Origin of the sequence: Prosthecobacter sp. (genome assembly GCF_020439865.1) — a bacterium.
GTDB lineage: Bacteria > Verrucomicrobiota > Verrucomicrobiia > Verrucomicrobiales > Verrucomicrobiaceae > Prosthecobacter.
In genome coordinates this window covers 72,877-87,551 of the sequence record NZ_JAGRPF010000072.1, presented here as the reverse complement: position 1 = coordinate 87,551, position 14,675 = coordinate 72,877, and the positions used below count along the sequence as shown (strand labels likewise).

Annotated in this window: 17 protein-coding genes and 1 tRNA gene; 10 read left to right on the top strand and 8 right to left on the bottom strand. The window is 59.1% G+C overall.

Features of this window, described 5'->3' with window-relative positions:
• Nucleotides 1-64: 64 nt before the first annotated feature.
• On the bottom strand, nt 65-478 hold the full coding sequence (locus tag KDL09_RS07760; protein ID WP_294383491.1) for a DUF5684 domain-containing protein: 414 nt from the start codon (nt 476-478) through the stop codon (nt 65-67).
• A gap of 173 nt (nt 479-651) precedes the next feature.
• On the opposite strand from KDL09_RS07760, the gene KDL09_RS07755 reads away from it, so the two are divergent.
• The 5 genes from KDL09_RS07755 (at nt 652) to KDL09_RS07735 (ending at nt 4,070) form a co-directional block, all read left to right on the top strand.
• Complete coding sequence (locus KDL09_RS07755; protein ID WP_294383488.1) at nt 652-1,317, top strand: hypothetical protein; 666 nt, start codon at nt 652-654, stop codon at nt 1,315-1,317.
• A complete protein-coding gene (locus KDL09_RS07750; protein ID WP_294383485.1) occupies nt 1,314-1,871 on the top strand; it encodes an NUDIX hydrolase in 558 nt (185 codons plus the stop codon). Before KDL09_RS07755 ends, KDL09_RS07750 begins: the two co-directional genes overlap by 4 nt.
• An 88-nt stretch (nt 1,872-1,959) precedes the next feature.
• Nucleotides 1,960-2,208, top strand: coding sequence for a DUF4404 family protein (locus tag KDL09_RS07745; protein WP_294383480.1), 249 nt, complete (start codon nt 1,960-1,962; stop codon nt 2,206-2,208).
• Nucleotides 2,209-2,305: 97 nt separating this feature from the next.
• Complete coding sequence (gene rplI / locus KDL09_RS07740; RefSeq protein ID WP_294383476.1) at nt 2,306-2,797, top strand: 50S ribosomal protein L9; 492 nt, start codon at nt 2,306-2,308, stop codon at nt 2,795-2,797.
• Nucleotides 2,798-3,017: 220 nt separating this feature from the next.
• On the top strand, nt 3,018-4,070 hold the full coding sequence (locus KDL09_RS07735) for a Gfo/Idh/MocA family oxidoreductase (protein ID WP_294383474.1): 1,053 nt from the start codon (nt 3,018-3,020) through the stop codon (nt 4,068-4,070).
• 350 nt (nt 4,071-4,420) lie between these two features.
• Here the strand turns inward: KDL09_RS07735 and KDL09_RS07730 are convergent, their stop codons facing one another.
• The 3 genes from KDL09_RS07730 to KDL09_RS07720 form a co-directional block, all read right to left on the bottom strand.
• Nucleotides 4,421-5,122: a hypothetical protein gene (locus tag KDL09_RS07730; RefSeq protein ID WP_294383471.1), complete on the bottom strand. Its 702-nt coding sequence runs from the start codon at nt 5,120-5,122 to the stop codon at nt 4,421-4,423.
• On the bottom strand, nt 5,115-6,647 hold the full coding sequence (locus KDL09_RS07725; RefSeq protein WP_294383459.1) for a B12-binding domain-containing radical SAM protein: 1,533 nt from the start codon (nt 6,645-6,647) through the stop codon (nt 5,115-5,117). Before KDL09_RS07725 ends, KDL09_RS07730 begins: the two co-directional genes overlap by 8 nt.
• A 111-nt stretch (nt 6,648-6,758) precedes the next feature.
• A complete protein-coding gene (locus KDL09_RS07720; RefSeq protein WP_294383456.1) occupies nt 6,759-7,910 on the bottom strand; it encodes a hypothetical protein in 1,152 nt (383 codons plus the stop codon).
• Between the two features lie 433 nt (nt 7,911-8,343).
• On the opposite strand from KDL09_RS07720, the gene KDL09_RS07715 reads away from it, so the two are divergent.
• The 3 genes from KDL09_RS07715 to KDL09_RS07705 all read left to right on the top strand — a co-directional run bounded on the left by KDL09_RS07715 (nt 8,344) and on the right by KDL09_RS07705 (nt 10,658).
• Nucleotides 8,344-9,498: a hypothetical protein gene (locus KDL09_RS07715; RefSeq protein ID WP_294383454.1), complete on the top strand. Its 1,155-nt coding sequence runs from the start codon at nt 8,344-8,346 to the stop codon at nt 9,496-9,498.
• A gap of 31 nt (nt 9,499-9,529) precedes the next feature.
• The gene (locus KDL09_RS07710) at nt 9,530-9,739 is read left to right on the top strand and encodes a hypothetical protein (protein WP_294383451.1); all 210 of its coding nucleotides are present in this window, start codon (nt 9,530-9,532) and stop codon (nt 9,737-9,739) included.
• Between the two features lie 70 nt (nt 9,740-9,809).
• Nucleotides 9,810-10,658 (top strand): MYG1 family protein, encoded by an 849-nt coding sequence (locus KDL09_RS07705; protein ID WP_294383446.1) that lies wholly within the window; start codon nt 9,810-9,812, stop codon nt 10,656-10,658.
• A 35-nt stretch (nt 10,659-10,693) separates the two neighbouring features.
• Here KDL09_RS07705 and nadA read toward each other — a convergent pair whose 3' ends face one another.
• Nucleotides 10,694-11,635 (bottom strand): quinolinate synthase NadA, encoded by a 942-nt coding sequence (gene nadA, locus KDL09_RS07700; protein ID WP_294383444.1) that lies wholly within the window; start codon nt 11,633-11,635, stop codon nt 10,694-10,696.
• 90 nt (nt 11,636-11,725) lie between these two features.
• On the opposite strand from nadA, the gene KDL09_RS07695 reads away from it, so the two are divergent.
• Both KDL09_RS07695 and KDL09_RS07690 read left to right on the top strand, forming a co-directional pair.
• Nucleotides 11,726-12,445, top strand: a complete 720-nt coding sequence (locus KDL09_RS07695; RefSeq protein ID WP_294383441.1) for a VC0807 family protein — start codon at nt 11,726-11,728, stop codon at nt 12,443-12,445.
• A 64-nt stretch (nt 12,446-12,509) separates the two neighbouring features.
• A tRNA-Val gene (locus KDL09_RS07690) sits at nt 12,510-12,584 on the top strand.
• Here the strand turns inward: KDL09_RS07690 and KDL09_RS07685 are convergent.
• From KDL09_RS07685 to KDL09_RS07675, 3 genes are read right to left on the bottom strand one after another with little or no spacing between them, the layout of a single operon-like run.
• Nucleotides 12,555-13,835: a site-specific integrase gene (locus KDL09_RS07685; RefSeq protein WP_294383438.1), complete on the bottom strand. Its 1,281-nt coding sequence runs from the start codon at nt 13,833-13,835 to the stop codon at nt 12,555-12,557. The two genes, KDL09_RS07690 and KDL09_RS07685, sit on opposite strands and share 30 nt — an antisense overlap.
• A gap of 5 nt (nt 13,836-13,840) precedes the next feature.
• A complete protein-coding gene (locus KDL09_RS07680; protein ID WP_294383437.1) occupies nt 13,841-14,041 on the bottom strand; it encodes a hypothetical protein in 201 nt (66 codons plus the stop codon).
• Between the two features lie 34 nt (nt 14,042-14,075).
• The gene (locus KDL09_RS07675) at nt 14,076-14,606 is read right to left on the bottom strand and encodes a hypothetical protein (RefSeq protein ID WP_294383435.1); all 531 of its coding nucleotides are present in this window, start codon (nt 14,604-14,606) and stop codon (nt 14,076-14,078) included.
• Between the last annotated feature and the right edge of the window lie 69 nt (nt 14,607-14,675).

The following is a 14,675-nucleotide window of genomic DNA, read 5'->3' as shown; positions in this document are numbered from 1 at the left end:
GGCGCGCGGCGGTTTCCCGCACGCGCGCCCCGAGGCAATTGCCAACCAACCAATCGACCAAATATTAGCTCTTCTGACCGACGAACTTCGCATCACCGAAGGCAAGAATCATGAGGAAGATCGGGCCAAGCAGCCAGAGACCGACACCGAAACCGCCGCCCTTGCCGAAGTTCTTGGCGAGCCCGAGAGACACGAGCAGCGCGATGATGAAATTCACGAAGGGAATGATGAACAGGATGATCCACCACACCGGCTTGCCGGAGATCTTGAGATACACAATGACATTGTAAATCGGCACGAGGCAGGCCCAGCCCGGTTCACCGGCCTTGGTGAACACTTTCCACATCGCGGCAATCATGACGACGACGACCCCGAGGAGCACGATCGTTCCTACCGGACCGAGGCTCCCTTGGGAGGAGTACTCGAAGTTAACACCATTGGCAGATTCCTGAAGCATCGGTAACAGATGAGTGATCATAGAGGGTAGATGGGTTGAACTTGAATGGATCATCCTGAAAAACCTTTTCAGGACTGATTTCATGCTATGTCAGCAAAAAGCCCGCCATCTGGCAAGCCTCAATCGCAACGGCACTTAAAAACTCCCGCACCAACACCGGCTTGATCTTTGGTCCGGCCGCATTCAGATGCGGCATGGCACGCATTCAGAAGGTCCCCACAGGCGAATTCCACTCCGGCTACGGCTGCATCATCATGTCCGCCGTGATCGGGGTGTTCGGATTCATCCTCTGGTGGGGATATTACACACTGGTGACCATGGATGCCTCCATTGCCAAGATCACCCAGTCGGCTCCGGCAAAACTGCCCGACATCGTCGCCGTCCCCGAGCTGGAAACCCGGCTCACCGAATTCGCCACAGCCGCGAACGAGGGCAAAGTGGCGACGCTGAAGCTCTCGGTGGCGGATCTCAACACACTGCTTCTCCTCGCACCCGATGGCGGGAACGGCAGCTACAAGGACATGCTGCGGGTAAAGTCGCTCGATGCGACAACCGGCGCAATTGTCACCGATGTCAGCCTGCCCATGAACACCGCCAAGTTCTGGGAGGACACCAAACGCTACCTCGTCGGCGAGATCGACTTCAAGATGGAGATGACCGCCGTGGGACCGGACGCAAAGGTCAGCGCCGTGCGCGTGCCGGGCAAAACCGTGCAGGAGGAAATGGTGAAGGGCATGCAAATGTACGGCTACCTCGGCCCCTACCAGACGCATCCGACGCTGGGGCCCGTGCTGAAAGCCATCAAACAGTTCAAGGTCGAGGCCGACGGCGTCTGGCTGTCCACGGAGGAAAAGAAATGACGCACCTGCCCTCGCATCCCAATCCCTGGCAGACGGTCTCCACCCGCGAGACCTACGCGAATCCGTGGCTCCGCGTGCGGGAAGATCAGGTGATCAAGCCCACGGGCGGGCCGGGCATCTACGGCGTGGTGGAGTACAAGAACATCGCCGTCGGCGTGATCCCCGTTGATCGCGATGGATTCACCTGGCTCGTCGGCCAGTGGCGCTACTGCCACGGACGCTACGAATGGGAGATCCCCGAAGGAGGCTGCCCGGCAGGAGAATCTCCTGCGGAGGCGGCGAGACGTGAACTGCTGGAAGAAACCGGCATCGTCGCAGAAATGATCGAGCCCCTGCTCTCCGGCATCCAGCTTTCCAATTCTACCAGCAACGAAGTCTGCGACATCTTTGTCGCCACCGGTCTCTCCCACACCGAAGCACAGCCGGAGGACACCGAACAGCTCTCCGTCCTGCGCCTGCCATTGAGTGAGGCAATTCAAATGGCTCGCGACGGCCGCATCCGCGACAGCGTCAGCGTTCTCGCCTTGCTGGCGGTCGATGGATGGCTCGGGTGACACTCCGTTGTGTTTTCATCCGCCCATAACCAGAGCAGCATGCAAAACTCTTGTCGGCGAGAACGGGCGGTGACAGAATGAGCCACCTATGACGACCGAACAACTCGAGCAGCTTAAGACCATGGTGGAAAACGCAGGCGACCTGCCTGAGGCGGCGAAAACGAAGCTGTTGGAACTGCTGGATCAGACGCCGACAGACTCAGATGTCGCCTCCGAGGCGCCACAGGACGCCCAGGGCCAGTGGATGTCTTCCATAGGGGAACTTGAGGCAGCGCACCCGGAGGCCACGGGATTCATGAACCGCCTGGCGACCACCCTGGCCAACATGGGCATTTGAGCGCTCCGGGCCCGTCTTTGAAAGAACCCTCATTCCCCTTTGACAGAACTTAGGAGGCGTGTAGTTTCGCGCCCCTTTTCCCCCGGGGAACGTCGCCATGCCAAACACCCAAGTCATTCTCAAAGAAAAAATCAAAGGTCTCGGAGCCGAGGCCGATGTCGTCAGCGTGAAACGCGGTTTCGCCCGCAATTTCCTGCTTCCCCAAGGCAAGGCCTACGAAGCCACCAAAGGAAATCTCCGCTACACCGAACGTCTCAAGGCCGTCCGTGCCGAACGTGAAGCCAAGGAGCTCGCCGAAGCTGAAAAGCTCGCATCCAAGCTCAAGAAGGTGAAGCTCAAGCTCACTCTCTCCACCGGTCAGGGTGGCAAGGCCTTTGGTTCCATCACCACCATCGACATCGCCAAGGCGCTTGCCGAAGAAGCGAATGTGGAGATCGATCGCCACCAGATCGTGCTCGAGAAGCCGATCAAGAACACCGGCAATTTCGAAATCGTCGTCAAACTCGGTCACGAAGTTACTGCCACCATCAAGCTGGCCGTCGCCGCCGCGGGTGAAGAGGCTCCTGCCGAAGAGGCCGCCGCTGAATAAACGCCGGACCGCAGTCATTCCCAATCCCACAAAGCCGCGTGATGAACGCGGCTTTGTTGTTTTTGAGTGAAAACGGCGATGCCGCCAAGACATCGGCCAGTTGTCCGAATGACGGCGCGAATCTCTCTTTCGCGTTCTTCATTTCACTCGGGTCGAAAAGACTCGAAAGAGCCGCTGCCAGACGGGGTATTGAATTGACAACCTTGTCTCCGTTTGGAGCATGCACCTCCTCACCATGAAGAAATACAACGTCGGAATCATCGGATACGGCTGGGCCGCCAGCGCTCACATTGACGCCATCAACAAAACCAAGCAGGGCCAGGTCACCGCGATCTACTCCTCCCGCAAGCTCGACGACGCCGAGCTCAGCGCCAAGCACGGCACGCCGATCAAGAGCTATCAGAATCTCGACGAGATGCTCGCCAATCCCGACGTCCACGTCGTGGACATCTCCAGCTATCCGAGCCAGCACCGCGATCAGGCCGTCGCCGCCGCGAACGCGAAGAAGCACATCATTCTCGAGAAGCCCATGGCAAATTCGCTGCAGGAAGTGCGCGAGATCGTCGCCGCCGCGAAGTCCAACGGCGTGAAGGGCTGCGTCTGCTTCGAGTGCCGCTGGTCGAACCAGTTCCAGGTCACGAAGGCGCTGATCGATGAAGGCCTGCTCGGCAGCCTGCATTACGGCGAAATCGACTACTACCACGGCATCGGCCCATGGTACGGCCAGTTCCGCTGGAACACCGGTAAGAAGGACGGTGGCAGCGCCCTGCTTACCGCCGGCTGCCATGCGCTCGACGCCCTGCTCATGATGATGGGCAATGAAGTCGAAAGCGTCACAAGCTTTTCCACCAAGTCGAAGAGCGACATCTTCAAGCCCTACGAGTACGACACCACCAGCGTCACCCTCATCCACTTCAAGAACGGCTCCGTCGGCAAGTCCGCCGCCGTGGTGGACTGCCTGCAGCCCTACTACTTCCACACCCACCTTTGCGGCAGCCAGGGCAGCCTGCTGGACGACAAGTTCCACTCCATGAAGCTGCACACCGACAAAGGCGCGTGGAGCAAACTCTCCATGAAGATGCTCGACTCCGGCGATGTGAGCGACCACCCCTACGAGTCGCAGTTCCAGGCCTTCTTCGATGCACTCGACGAGGACAAGGACATGCCTCTCACCAGCTTCCCTGAGGCTCTCCGCAGTTTCGAAGTGATCTTTGCCTCGGACAAGAGCGCCGAACTGGGCGGCAAGCCCGTGAAGATCAGCGAACTGGGCTAAGCGCTCTCGGCATCAAGGATCCGAAAGATAGTTCTCCCTGAAATCCCCTCCGCCGTTCTTCCCTCGATAAAGGAAGGGTGAATCGGTCGCTCGGGCGTGCCCGAGCGGATCCATTCTTTGCCAGATTCGGTCGTTCGTCTCAGCCGAGCAACCGTTCAGGGCGCAGGCAGCTGCGCAGGTGCACAGAATCAGAAACTGGGACAGACGGCGCATCACCCGGAGCGGTGGTGAAGCTTCGGGCAATGGAGAGTTCGTCATGAGCGTGGGCAAAGAGGCGAAGCCTGCTTTGCCTCATCCCTCATTCAGACGATACGGGCAGTCAATCTCCCTTGTCCGCTCTCAGGCCCTCATCAACTGATCAGCAGCAGACGCGGCAGCGCGCCCGCCACGGTATCGGGTGCGCGATGGATGCACGGCGGCACCGGGCTTCCCGGCCACTCGGTGGCGATGCGCCACAGATGCCCCACGCCGAAGGAAAACGGCCACGCGTACGGCAAAGGTGCGTAGTGCAGATCGTAAAAGTGCTCGTTCAAGAACTCGCGGAAGCCATCGTCATCTTCGCCGCCGTAGAGCTTCAGCAACGCCGCGCGCGTCTCTGGAATGTCCGCACGTCTCACCGCTTCGCCATTGGGCAGCCCTTCGGACGAAGCACCGAAGTAGGTGCACAAATAGGTGTCCGCCTCCACCGTCGCGCTGTCCACGTGGAAGGACTGCACGTCTGTTCGCATCGGCCCCGCCTGCACATCATGGAGATAGCCGTTCACGCAGTCCAGGCTCGGCTGCAGGTCGTGATCACGCAGCAGTTTGAGGTCCTGCAGCAGGATCTCCCGCGCCACATGGCCTGCTGTGCTCAATTCCAGCGCTCGCAGTTGTTCGTCATCGATGCTCGTGATCCCCCGTCCCACCTTCAGCTTCTGCACGATCTCTTCAAAATCGCCCGGCAGCGTCCGTCGCCAGCAAAGGGCGTTGATGCCGTTGCCCAATGGCGTTGTTACCAATTCTTCGAAACTGTCCACCACCCGAAACGGATCCATTGTGTTCACTTCACTCATTCGTCAGATGCCTCGCCTGCCGGCTGCCGGCGGTGCTGCGTTTAGGGCCTTCGCGATCCATCCTGGTGGTGCCGTTCAAGCGCAGGGACTCGCGCCCCGGCACTCGGTTCCAGTCTTCCATCAACGTCTTCGCAGCCTCGTCAGTCGAAACGCCACGTTCGCTCGTGAGATAATCAAACAGCGCCTGCGCCAGCACCGGCAACGCGATCTGATGGGTTCGGCGCAGCTTTGCATGCAAATGATCGGCAATGGCGAGAAACGAATCGAACGGCGATCCGCTCTCATTCCACAGCAGCGCCAGCGTGCACGTGAAGTTGCCGCTGTTTGCCACCAGATCCCAGTAGCGCGCGAAGCGCCGCATGCGCTGCATCTCCGTGAACGTAATCTCGCGGTTCTCCAGAATCTCATAGGGCGGCACCGGCGAGTACTTCATGTGATACTCCTCGTCATGCCGCACGATCGGCGTTCCACGCAGACGCTTGAGGATGCCCACCTGGATCTCCTGCGGTCCCATCGCCATCAGCCGGTCAAAGCCGCGCCCGAAGCTCGCCACATCTTCGCCCGGAAGTCCGACGATGAGATCCGCATGCACATGAATGCCCGTCTGCTCCCGCAGGAAGCGCAGGTTGTCCTCCAGCCGCACCAGATTCTGCCGGCGGCTGATGTTCTTCGACGTTGCTTCATCGAAGGTCTGAATGCCGACTTCAAACTGCACCGCGCCCGCGGGGAATTCGCGGATTACCTCGCGCAGTTGTTCCGGCAGCCGGTCCGGCACCATCTCAAAGTGCAGGAACATCCCCTCGCGCCAGCGGTCCAGAAAGAAGCGCAGGATCGCCAGGCTCGTCGGCAGGTGCAGGTTGAACGTGCGGTCCACAAACTTGAAGGTCAGCGCCCCGCGGTCCAGCAGCTCCTGCATCGCGTTGAGAAACGCCTCCAGCGCAAACGCACGCACCGGCACATCCAGTGACGACAGACAAAACTCGCAAGTGAAGGGACATCCGCGTGATGCCTCCACGTAGAGGATGCGGTGCGCCAGATCCGCATCGGAATACAAATCATACGGCAGCGCCAGACGCTCCAGCGTTGGCAGGCCCGCCGGGATCACCTTCGGCAGTGCGGCGATCGCAGGCTCGTCGCCGCCAAGCAGCACGCCGCACACCTCCGCAAACTTCAAATCCGCCTCGCCCGTGATCACATGATCCGCCAGCGCCACGATCGACTGTCCCTCCTGCTCGTAGGATACCTCCGGCCCGCCCAAAATGATGCGAATCTTCGGCCGCAGCCGCCGCAGCATTCCCAGCACCTCCGTCGTCTCAGCCACGTTCCAGATGTACACCCCGAAGCCCACGATCCGTGGCTCCTGCGCCAGCACCGCTTCCAGAATCTCGACCGGCGACTGGTTTATCTGAAACTCCATCAGGCAGGCGCGTTCCTTCAGCTCTCCGAGATTCGCCAGCAGGTAGCGCAGCCCGAAGGAGCTGTGAATGTACTTCGCGTTCAGCGTGGCCAGGACGATTTCAGGCATCGCCTCGACAGTGCCCGAGTCATCGCGTCTCGGCAATCCAATCCACCGATTTCATCAAAGACGGTGATGCTTCATATCACGCTTCAAGAAACAGCAGCGCATGTGAAATCCTCAGTGCGCCAGCGATCGTGCGGTGGCACCACGGATCACATTGTCGAGATCATCCCGCAGCCGGACGGTCTGCGCATGGGCCTCGTTCTTCTTCCGGTCCAACTGGTCCAGTTGACGCTGGGCAGCATCGAACTTCTTCTGCTCAGCCGCGAGATCGCGTTGCAGCGTCCTGTTCCGGGGATCACTCTCCAGCGCCGCCGCCAGGCTTGCATGTTTACGGGCAGATTCATCCCGCAGCGAACGCGCGTTGCTCAGTGCCTTCTCGATTCCTTCCAACTTCACCTGCTGCTCATCCAGACTTCGGGCTCCGTCCTCGATCAACCGTAGATCCTGCCTGCGCTGCACGGCCATCTCCTTCTCTGCGTTTTGAATCTCCTTCGGACTCATCTGGCCGATGCTCAGCGCCAAGGCGGGGCGCTTCTCCAGTTCACCTGCAAACGCCTTCGCCAGACGGGGTACCTCACGGTCGCCCGCATCGCGCTTCCCTGCAGCTGCGGCATAGGGCCGGTAACCGGGATCATATTCGATATCGTCGAACTCATCGAAGAATCCCTTCACAAAAGACGAACCGCCCGGCGACGGTTTGAGGGGAAGGTCATCCAGTTCATCTTCGCCGATCGAGTCCGTCGCCTGCTTCGCCGCAGCCATCGCCTGCAGCAGCAGTTTGCGGTTGTCCTCGATCAGCTTGACCCGCGACCTCCGCTCGTCGCTCCAGTCAAACAACCGCGGAGGCAGCGCTCGTTCCGCATCGTTGTAACATTGGAGCGCCCGTTGAAATTCATGCAGACGCCATGCCGCCGCCGCGTCCTGAAACGCGCGATCTGAGGCTGCATACTTCGCCGCCATCCGATGCGCGGACTCCTGCTGTTTCGCCGCTGCGCGATCAGCCTCAGCCTTCCTCTTTGCTTCGTTCTCCCAGGTCTCGAGACTCGCCTTGATCTTCCGGATCTCTTCCTTCCACTCCTTCTTGAGCGCGCTGCTGCGTTGTCCATCCCAAAAGCCCCACGGCAGCCGGACGATCGCCCACTCATAATAGGTGATCGCGTTTTTCAGATACCCTTCACTCACAGCCTCTCTGGCCTTTTGCGCCTGCTCCAGTGCGGCATCATACCGTGTGTCCCGGGCAGGCGCAGATCTAATTCCGCCGGACACGCCGTCTGACCATTCGCGGGTCCCTCGGGAAGTTCCGCTGCATCCCGGACATCCCCCGCAGGCGCATCCCGGTCCGGAACAGGAGGGATAACAGCGCCCCGGCCCCACGTCCGGCACCTGCGCTGGAAGCTCGGTTACAACTAAGGCCAGCAGCATCACCAGCAGCAGGCTTCGCCATCCTGATTCATGAGAACGATCGGTCATCATAGGGAGTGAACGCAGGGTTGCATGGCAGCATGACGTGTCGCGCATGCTCGACGGGTAAAGGCTATCCGATCCCGCAATTGCTGCAATTCTTCATTTTTCGGCCACCACGGCGGGAGACACGCATGCCCCTATCCACTGCACTGCGGCGACATCAGGCATTGCTCCTAAATCCTCGTCGTGGCATGCTGATTAAATGCATAAATTCAGGCCGCTTCGACTTGCCTGCGTGACCATCGCTCTGTTCCTGATCAGCGGCGCGAGTCACGCGCGTGCGGAAAACAATCGCCTGGCCAAGGCGCTTGCTCCGCAGCTTCGCCCCCTCGGCCTCACCCCACGGGCTGATCCCCAGGGACTCAATCAGCTCCGCCCACGCCTCGTCGAGATCCTCAGCGCCATGCAGGCCTCCTACAAAGGCGGCGGCCCCGACGGTCGCACGCTCATCAGCAGCTCCCTCGAACTCGTCCCCTCCGTCGGCGACGCGCAGCGCATGATGCTCATCGGCAATCTCACCCAGATGTGGACCGAAGCCCGAGCTCTCGGCTGCTTCGGCGCCGACCACAAGTTCACCGGACTCATCACTCAGGGACCCGACAGTGGTTCGCAGGCCGTCTTTGAGTTTATTGTCCCCGTCGAGCAGGCGCCGCGCCTTTCACGCGAGATTTCCAACGTCCGTCTCGTCGCCCCCTCGCGCAGCCGCGAAAAGGGTGGTGCCGACTCCGCGCGTGACGCCGCCTTCGCTAAGCAACTCGAGGCCGTCGAAAGCGAAATGCAGCATGGCGCCAACCAGGCCAAGATCGCCAAAGACAACAAGCCCAAACCCGAACCTGTCCGCAACAGCATGGGTGAGACCGCTGCCGAGCAGTCCGCCCGCTTTCAGGCCGAAATGGCGCGCGCCGGAGACGCTGCCGGCAAGCCCCCCAGCCTCAAGCTCCAAGGGCGCCTGATCCAGCAGCCCAGCAAGCGCAACAACTACTGCTGGTCCTACGGCATCGACCTTCGCAACATCTCCGCCCACCCGGCGGAGCTCACAGTCGAATGGTGGATCCTGGGAAAGACCGACATCAAACGCATTAACTACCTCATGGCGAAAGGAAGCGAAAAAGTTCAGCTCCGCGGCGCAGGCGTACAGGCGCTCGAATTCAAAACCAAACCCAAGTCAACCTACGACAACTTTGCCGACGATCTCGACGAGCTTCCGGCCAAGGACAAACGCCGTGCCAAAACGGAGCCAGACTACCGTGGTGCAGTCATTCGCGTTCTTCACGGCAAGGACACGGTCATCGCCACCTGGGCGTCGGACGCCACCATGGCCCGTGCCCTCATGGAAGATCCCCCGGCCGAGGTCGACCTCGAACGCCTGCCTGGCCCTGATGGTCGCTGATGCCCAGAACCACCATCGACGCATCAGGATCATGAGTCGCTATGCCAGCAATCAGGACGTCGTTCGCTTCTTCGCCGCACACGGCATCGAAGTCACCCACGTCAGACGCGAAGGTGAGCTTCGTCATCTGCGCATTCACGGACGTCCTCTCACCCTTCCCATGCCAGCTCCGGCGGAGGAGTGTCTGCGGATTGTTCGGGAGTTTCTCGCAAGAGATTCGGGGAAATCATTCAAGGCTTAGTGGATGGGACTGGCGTCTCATTGATTGACTCCCTCGCGCCTCGCGCGCATGTCACGCACCGCAATTTTTCATGCTCTCTCTCATTCTGACCCATCCTGGCGGCGCGCATAAGGACGAACTCCTCGCCTGCGCCCTCCTCGCCGCCGCACACCGTGTTCCCATCATTCGCCGCGAACCTGCCGACGAAGACCTTGCCGATCCCACTATCGCTGTCGTGGATGTCGGTGGTGAGCATGCCCCCGAGCGGCACAATTTCGACCACCACCAGTTACCCGCCGATCATCCGCCCGTCTGCGCTCTCAGCCTCGTGCTTCAGCATCTGGGCGTCTATGAGGACGCCCGCCAGTTCTGCGACTGGCTCGAACCCGCCGAGTGGTTCGACACCCGCGGCCCGAACGTCACCGCCCAATGGCTCGGCGTGGACCGCGCTGCAATGAACAAGCTCACCTCTCCCGTCGATGTCACGATCCTGCGCCGCTTTGCGAAGGCCACGCGCCTCGAGCCCGGCGAGCCCCTTTGGGAAATCCTCAGCTACATCGGCGCCGATCTTCTCGAGTACCTGCGCGAGCTTCGCACCCGCATCGACTTCGTCGCCAAGAATTCGGAGCTCTGGAACCTTGACGGCCATGACGTCCTCTTCCTGCCGCGCACCGAACCCATCCAGGACGACGCCTCCGCCAGCATCGGCCGCTATCTCGAAAACACCGGGCGCAGCGGCAGTGTCGCCGCGCTCATCTACCCCGACCGCCGCGGCAGCGGCTATGGCCTCTCACGTCACAACGACGATCCTCGTTACGACTTTACCCGCATCGATCAAGAGCCCGACGTACACTTCGCCCATGCCCGCGGCTTCGTCGCCAAGACCTCCGCCTCCGACATCAGCCGAGTCAGGCAACTGCTCGATCTCGCACGGGTGTAGGCGAAGGAAAACAAGCCTTGCAGGAGAATTCGGGGCTACCGGCTTAGCTCGAGCATGCGCAGAATCGGTTTCTCCGCCTGCTTGCGCAACTCTTCCGGCATCTCGACCTGCGGCGTGAGATCACGCAGGCAGTCGTGCAGCTTTTGGAGGGTGTTAAGCTTCATGTAGCGGCAGTCGGCGCAAGCGCAGTGGCCTGTCGGGCCCGGAATGAACTTCTTGCCGGGCACTTCACGCTCCAGGCGATGCAACATGCCGCTTTCCGTCACGATGATGAAGGTGCTCGCAGGACTGTTGCGGCAGTAACCCACCATCTTCTCGGTGCTGCAGACCTCATCAGCGAGAATGCGCACGGCGTAGGTGCATTCGGGATGCGCGACAACCTTGGCATCAGGATGTTCGTCTTTGATCTTCTGAATGCTGTCCCGTGTGAACTCGACGTGGACGTAGCAGGCCCCTTTCCACAAGTCCATCTTGCGGCCCGTGCGCTCCATCACCCAAGAGCCGAGGTTTTGATCCGGCACAAAGAGAATCGGACGATCCTTGGGCGCGGCTTCAACGATCTTGTCAGCGTTTCCACTGGTGCAGATGCAGTCACTGAGAGCCTTCACGTGACCGCTGCAATTGATGTAGGCGATCACGTAGTAGTTCTTGGCCGCGTTCGCCTTGAGAAAGGCCTCAAGCTGCGGTCCGGGGCAGCTCTGTTCGAGCGAGCAGCCGGCATTCGCATCGGGCAGCACCACGATCTTCCCAGGATTCACGATTTTGGCCGTCTCAGCCATGAAATGCACACCGCAGAAGACGATCACATCGGCCTCAGTCTCTTTTGCTTTGTAAGCCAGGCCGAGGGAGTCTCCAACGAAATCCGCAATCTCCTGAATGGCACGATCCTGGTAGTTGTGCGCGAGGATGACGGCGTTGCGTTCCTTTTTGAGGCGGAGGATTTCTTCGGTAAGGCTGGGGGCGGCGGTGGCGACCATGGGTAGAAATATCGCAGCGGAAGGCGGAAGCAAGAGTCGAGGTCGGATTCGTCATTCGACATTCATCATTCGTCATTCCACATTCCCCGCGTGACCCAAAAACAGCCCCATCCCCTGCTCGACCTCGGACTCACCGTCATTCTGCCCTCCATCGCGCTCGAAAAGCTGAGCACGCCCGAACGGCTGGGACCGGCCTGGGCGCTTGTTGTGGCTCTGCTGCTGCCGCTGGGGTTTGGCATCTGGTGCTTCATCAACAAGCGCGGGCTAAACTTCTTCTCCGTGCTTGGATTGATCGCCGTCATTGTCACAGGTGGGCTGGGGCTGCTGAACCTGAACGCCACTTGGTTTGCGGTCAAAGAAGCGTCCTTTCCAATCTTCCTCGGCATCGCCTTCCCACTCAGCCACCGCTGGGGCAAACCGCTGGTGAATGAAATGCTGCTCAATCCCCAGGTCATCAATCTCCCAGCACTGCATCAGGCGCTCGACACGCCGGAGAAGCATCACGAATTTGCCGGGCTGCTCAAACGCGCCTCATGGGGCATGGCGGGCACATTCATGTTCTCCGCTGCGGCCAACTTCGCCCTCGCTCTTTACCTGCTGAGCGACAAGGCTCCTGGAAGCCAGGAATACACGAAGGCCATTGGCCGCCTGAACTGGAGCGGATTTCTCGTTATCGGCCTTCCGCTCATGGGTGTCACGCTGGCCCTGCTGCTCTGGCTCCTGCGCTCGATCACCCGGCTGACGGGCCTCGAACGCGACGATTTGATGAACCAAGGTCAAACCGTGCGCAAACAGGTCAACAACGGCTAAATCGGACGGCAAAAACCGTTTGCCGAAACGGCTCAAGCCGTTTATACACTGCGCCCCCGGACTCGCGCGGTTAGCTCAGTGGTAGAGCATTACCTTGACATGGTAGGGGTCACAGGTTCGAACCCTGTACCGCGCACCATCCGACAACATTGGACAGGGATGGACTCATGAGGACGAAGGCTGCCTCAACTGCCTCACTTCCAGGGACTTGCTTCGATCCATCTGCTGATCCGGCGTGGACAGAGGCGGACAGCGAGTGACCATCCGGGACTAGTTTTTGTGTGTCCATTTGTGTCCACTTGTGAGTCCACTCTTCCATCAGGCTTCCCAGCTTGTGAATCGTCTCATTGATCGGCAGCAGTCCTGCATCGGTGTAGATATTGCAGGTAAGCTTGGGATCGCTGTGGCGCATGAGACGCTGTGCGATTTGCGGCGGAACACCGGCCAGCGCCAGCAAGGTCCCGAAGGTCTTCCGCAGTGAATGAAAGTCGATGCGCTTGCCCTCACGGGTGATGCTCGGAATCCCTGCAGCCTCCAAATCCTTGTAATAGGTAGGCATGTCGGAGATCCTGCTTTCAAAGACGCGGTCTTGCGGCCGTGCATTGGCTGGAACAATCTCTTTGATCCGTCCCGCAAGTTTTCGCGTGAGTGGAATGAATGCCTCTTTGCTGTTCTTTGTCGTGCTGGCCCTGGCTCGTATATAGGGCTCGATTGCATCGAGATTCAAATCACGCACTTCGACCAGTCGCAGTTCGTTCTTGCGAAGCCCCGTCAAACCGGCCGTCAAGTAAACAATCGCTCGTTCCCCTGACACGCTGACAAGCTTGTCGAACTGCATCGGTGAAAGCGCACCTCGCTCAAAAGTTTCCTTGCCTGCTGTCTTCACCGGACGAATCCGCCGCACCTCATTGACCATGATCCGGCCATCCTGCTCCATGTCCTTCATGAAACACGAAAGGCAGTGCAGATAGTTGTTCTTCGTCTTCGCGGAAAGATGTGTTTTGGCACGCCAGCTTTCGAAACCGCTGGCGGTGATGTCTTTCAAAGTCTTCCATCCACAGGCCTCGAACAGCCTGAGCATCTGACTCCGAATTTGGAAGATATGACCAGCGCACACATTGCGAGACTCCTGGAGATCGAGATGGTAGTTCAGATGCTCTTTCAGCGGCTTCTTGGATGCCTCTCGAATGGACTTGGGTGGCAGCATTCCTGCCTTCTCCATTTCCATCTCGCGCACCATTTCGGCGAGACGTTGCTGAGCGATTTGCTTGTCACTGGTGTTCAACGGCACCTCATGCATTGGATCATCCTTATGGAGACGAATCCTCGCGGTATATGTCTTTGCTTCTTTGACGACGCCATTAATACGACGCTTCCTTTTGTAGATCATCGCAATCATTGCTTGTTTCCTCCTCGTTCGTTCTTCTTTCTTTCGATGTAGGCTTGGACTTCCGAGAGCGGCAGAGTTGGAACGCTCAACACTCTGATGGGTTGAGGCAGTTCGCCTTTCGCGATTACCCGCCGTATGGATCGGATGGAGATTTCGCCGAGCATCTGCGCTACCTCCTTGAAATTGATGAGTCGTTCTTCGTTCATGTACTTTGATCTCCCCTTTTGAGAATTTGCTGATCTAAGACTCTTCTGGTTGTGACTCTTCGCCGCCATCCGAGACAAGGCGGTGGAGTGCAGCACTTGCTTTCGTGCGTGTGCTTTCCTCCAGGCAATACCAGCGTTTGCTCACCTCAGACAATGCATGCGTCATCTCGCCGAGATCTTCGTGATACTGCTCGGGTGTTGTCAGCCCCTTAAAGAAATTCTCCGGATCTGAGTCGATGGCGTGAAACAGATCGGTGTTGGAGAGCAAATCCTCCACCGTCACATCCGTCGCCTCCTCGACCCGACGTGCAAACGGCTCCAACATTTCGAGGTAGTCATCCCAATAGCGCTCTGGATTCCTCAACGCTTTGGCGATTGATACGGCGCTCAATTTCACGCCATGAAATTCAGACAACCACCGGCTAATCGCACGGGTGCTCATCCGCCTCGAGGCTTCGACGATAAACGGGAACAGTTCCGTTAAGACCCCACGAGCAGAGTATTCCGCCTCCTCCTTGGAGAAGGTTGACAGCTGTAGGCCGATATTTGTTAGCGATTCTTCCATTATTTACAATATTAACACTCGGGCCGCACTTAGCAACCTATATTCTTAAAGTTTACATTGTTTACAATG

Excerpts from the sequence above, each read along its gene's own strand:
- KDL09_RS07680 (WP_294383437.1), bottom strand. The coding sequence starts at position 14,041 with ATGAACGAAGAACGACTCATCAATTTCAAGGAGGTAGCGCAGATGCTC.
- KDL09_RS07750 (WP_294383485.1), top strand. The coding sequence starts at position 1,314 with ATGACGCACCTGCCCTCGCATCCCAATCCCTGGCAGACGGTCTCCACC.
- KDL09_RS07730 (WP_294383471.1), bottom strand. The coding sequence starts at position 5,122 with ATGAGTGAAGTGAACACAATGGATCCGTTTCGGGTGGTGGACAGTTTC.
- KDL09_RS07745 (WP_294383480.1), top strand. The coding sequence starts at position 1,960 with ATGACGACCGAACAACTCGAGCAGCTTAAGACCATGGTGGAAAACGCA.
- KDL09_RS07685 (WP_294383438.1), bottom strand. The coding sequence starts at position 13,835 with ATGATCTACAAAAGGAAGCGTCGTATTAATGGCGTCGTCAAAGAAGCA.
- rplI (WP_294383476.1), top strand. The coding sequence starts at position 2,306 with ATGCCAAACACCCAAGTCATTCTCAAAGAAAAAATCAAAGGTCTCGGA.
- KDL09_RS07755 (WP_294383488.1), top strand. The coding sequence starts at position 652 with ATGGCACGCATTCAGAAGGTCCCCACAGGCGAATTCCACTCCGGCTAC.
- KDL09_RS07735 (WP_294383474.1), top strand. The coding sequence starts at position 3,018 with ATGCACCTCCTCACCATGAAGAAATACAACGTCGGAATCATCGGATAC.
- nadA (WP_294383444.1), bottom strand. The coding sequence starts at position 11,635 with ATGGTCGCCACCGCCGCCCCCAGCCTTACCGAAGAAATCCTCCGCCTC.
- KDL09_RS07705 (WP_294383446.1), top strand. The coding sequence starts at position 9,810 with ATGCTCTCTCTCATTCTGACCCATCCTGGCGGCGCGCATAAGGACGAA.
- KDL09_RS07725 (WP_294383459.1), bottom strand. The coding sequence starts at position 6,647 with ATGCCTGAAATCGTCCTGGCCACGCTGAACGCGAAGTACATTCACAGC.
- KDL09_RS07710 (WP_294383451.1), top strand. The coding sequence starts at position 9,530 with ATGAGTCGCTATGCCAGCAATCAGGACGTCGTTCGCTTCTTCGCCGCA.
- KDL09_RS07675 (WP_294383435.1), bottom strand. The coding sequence starts at position 14,606 with ATGGAAGAATCGCTAACAAATATCGGCCTACAGCTGTCAACCTTCTCC.
- KDL09_RS07760 (WP_294383491.1), bottom strand. The coding sequence starts at position 478 with ATGATCACTCATCTGTTACCGATGCTTCAGGAATCTGCCAATGGTGTT.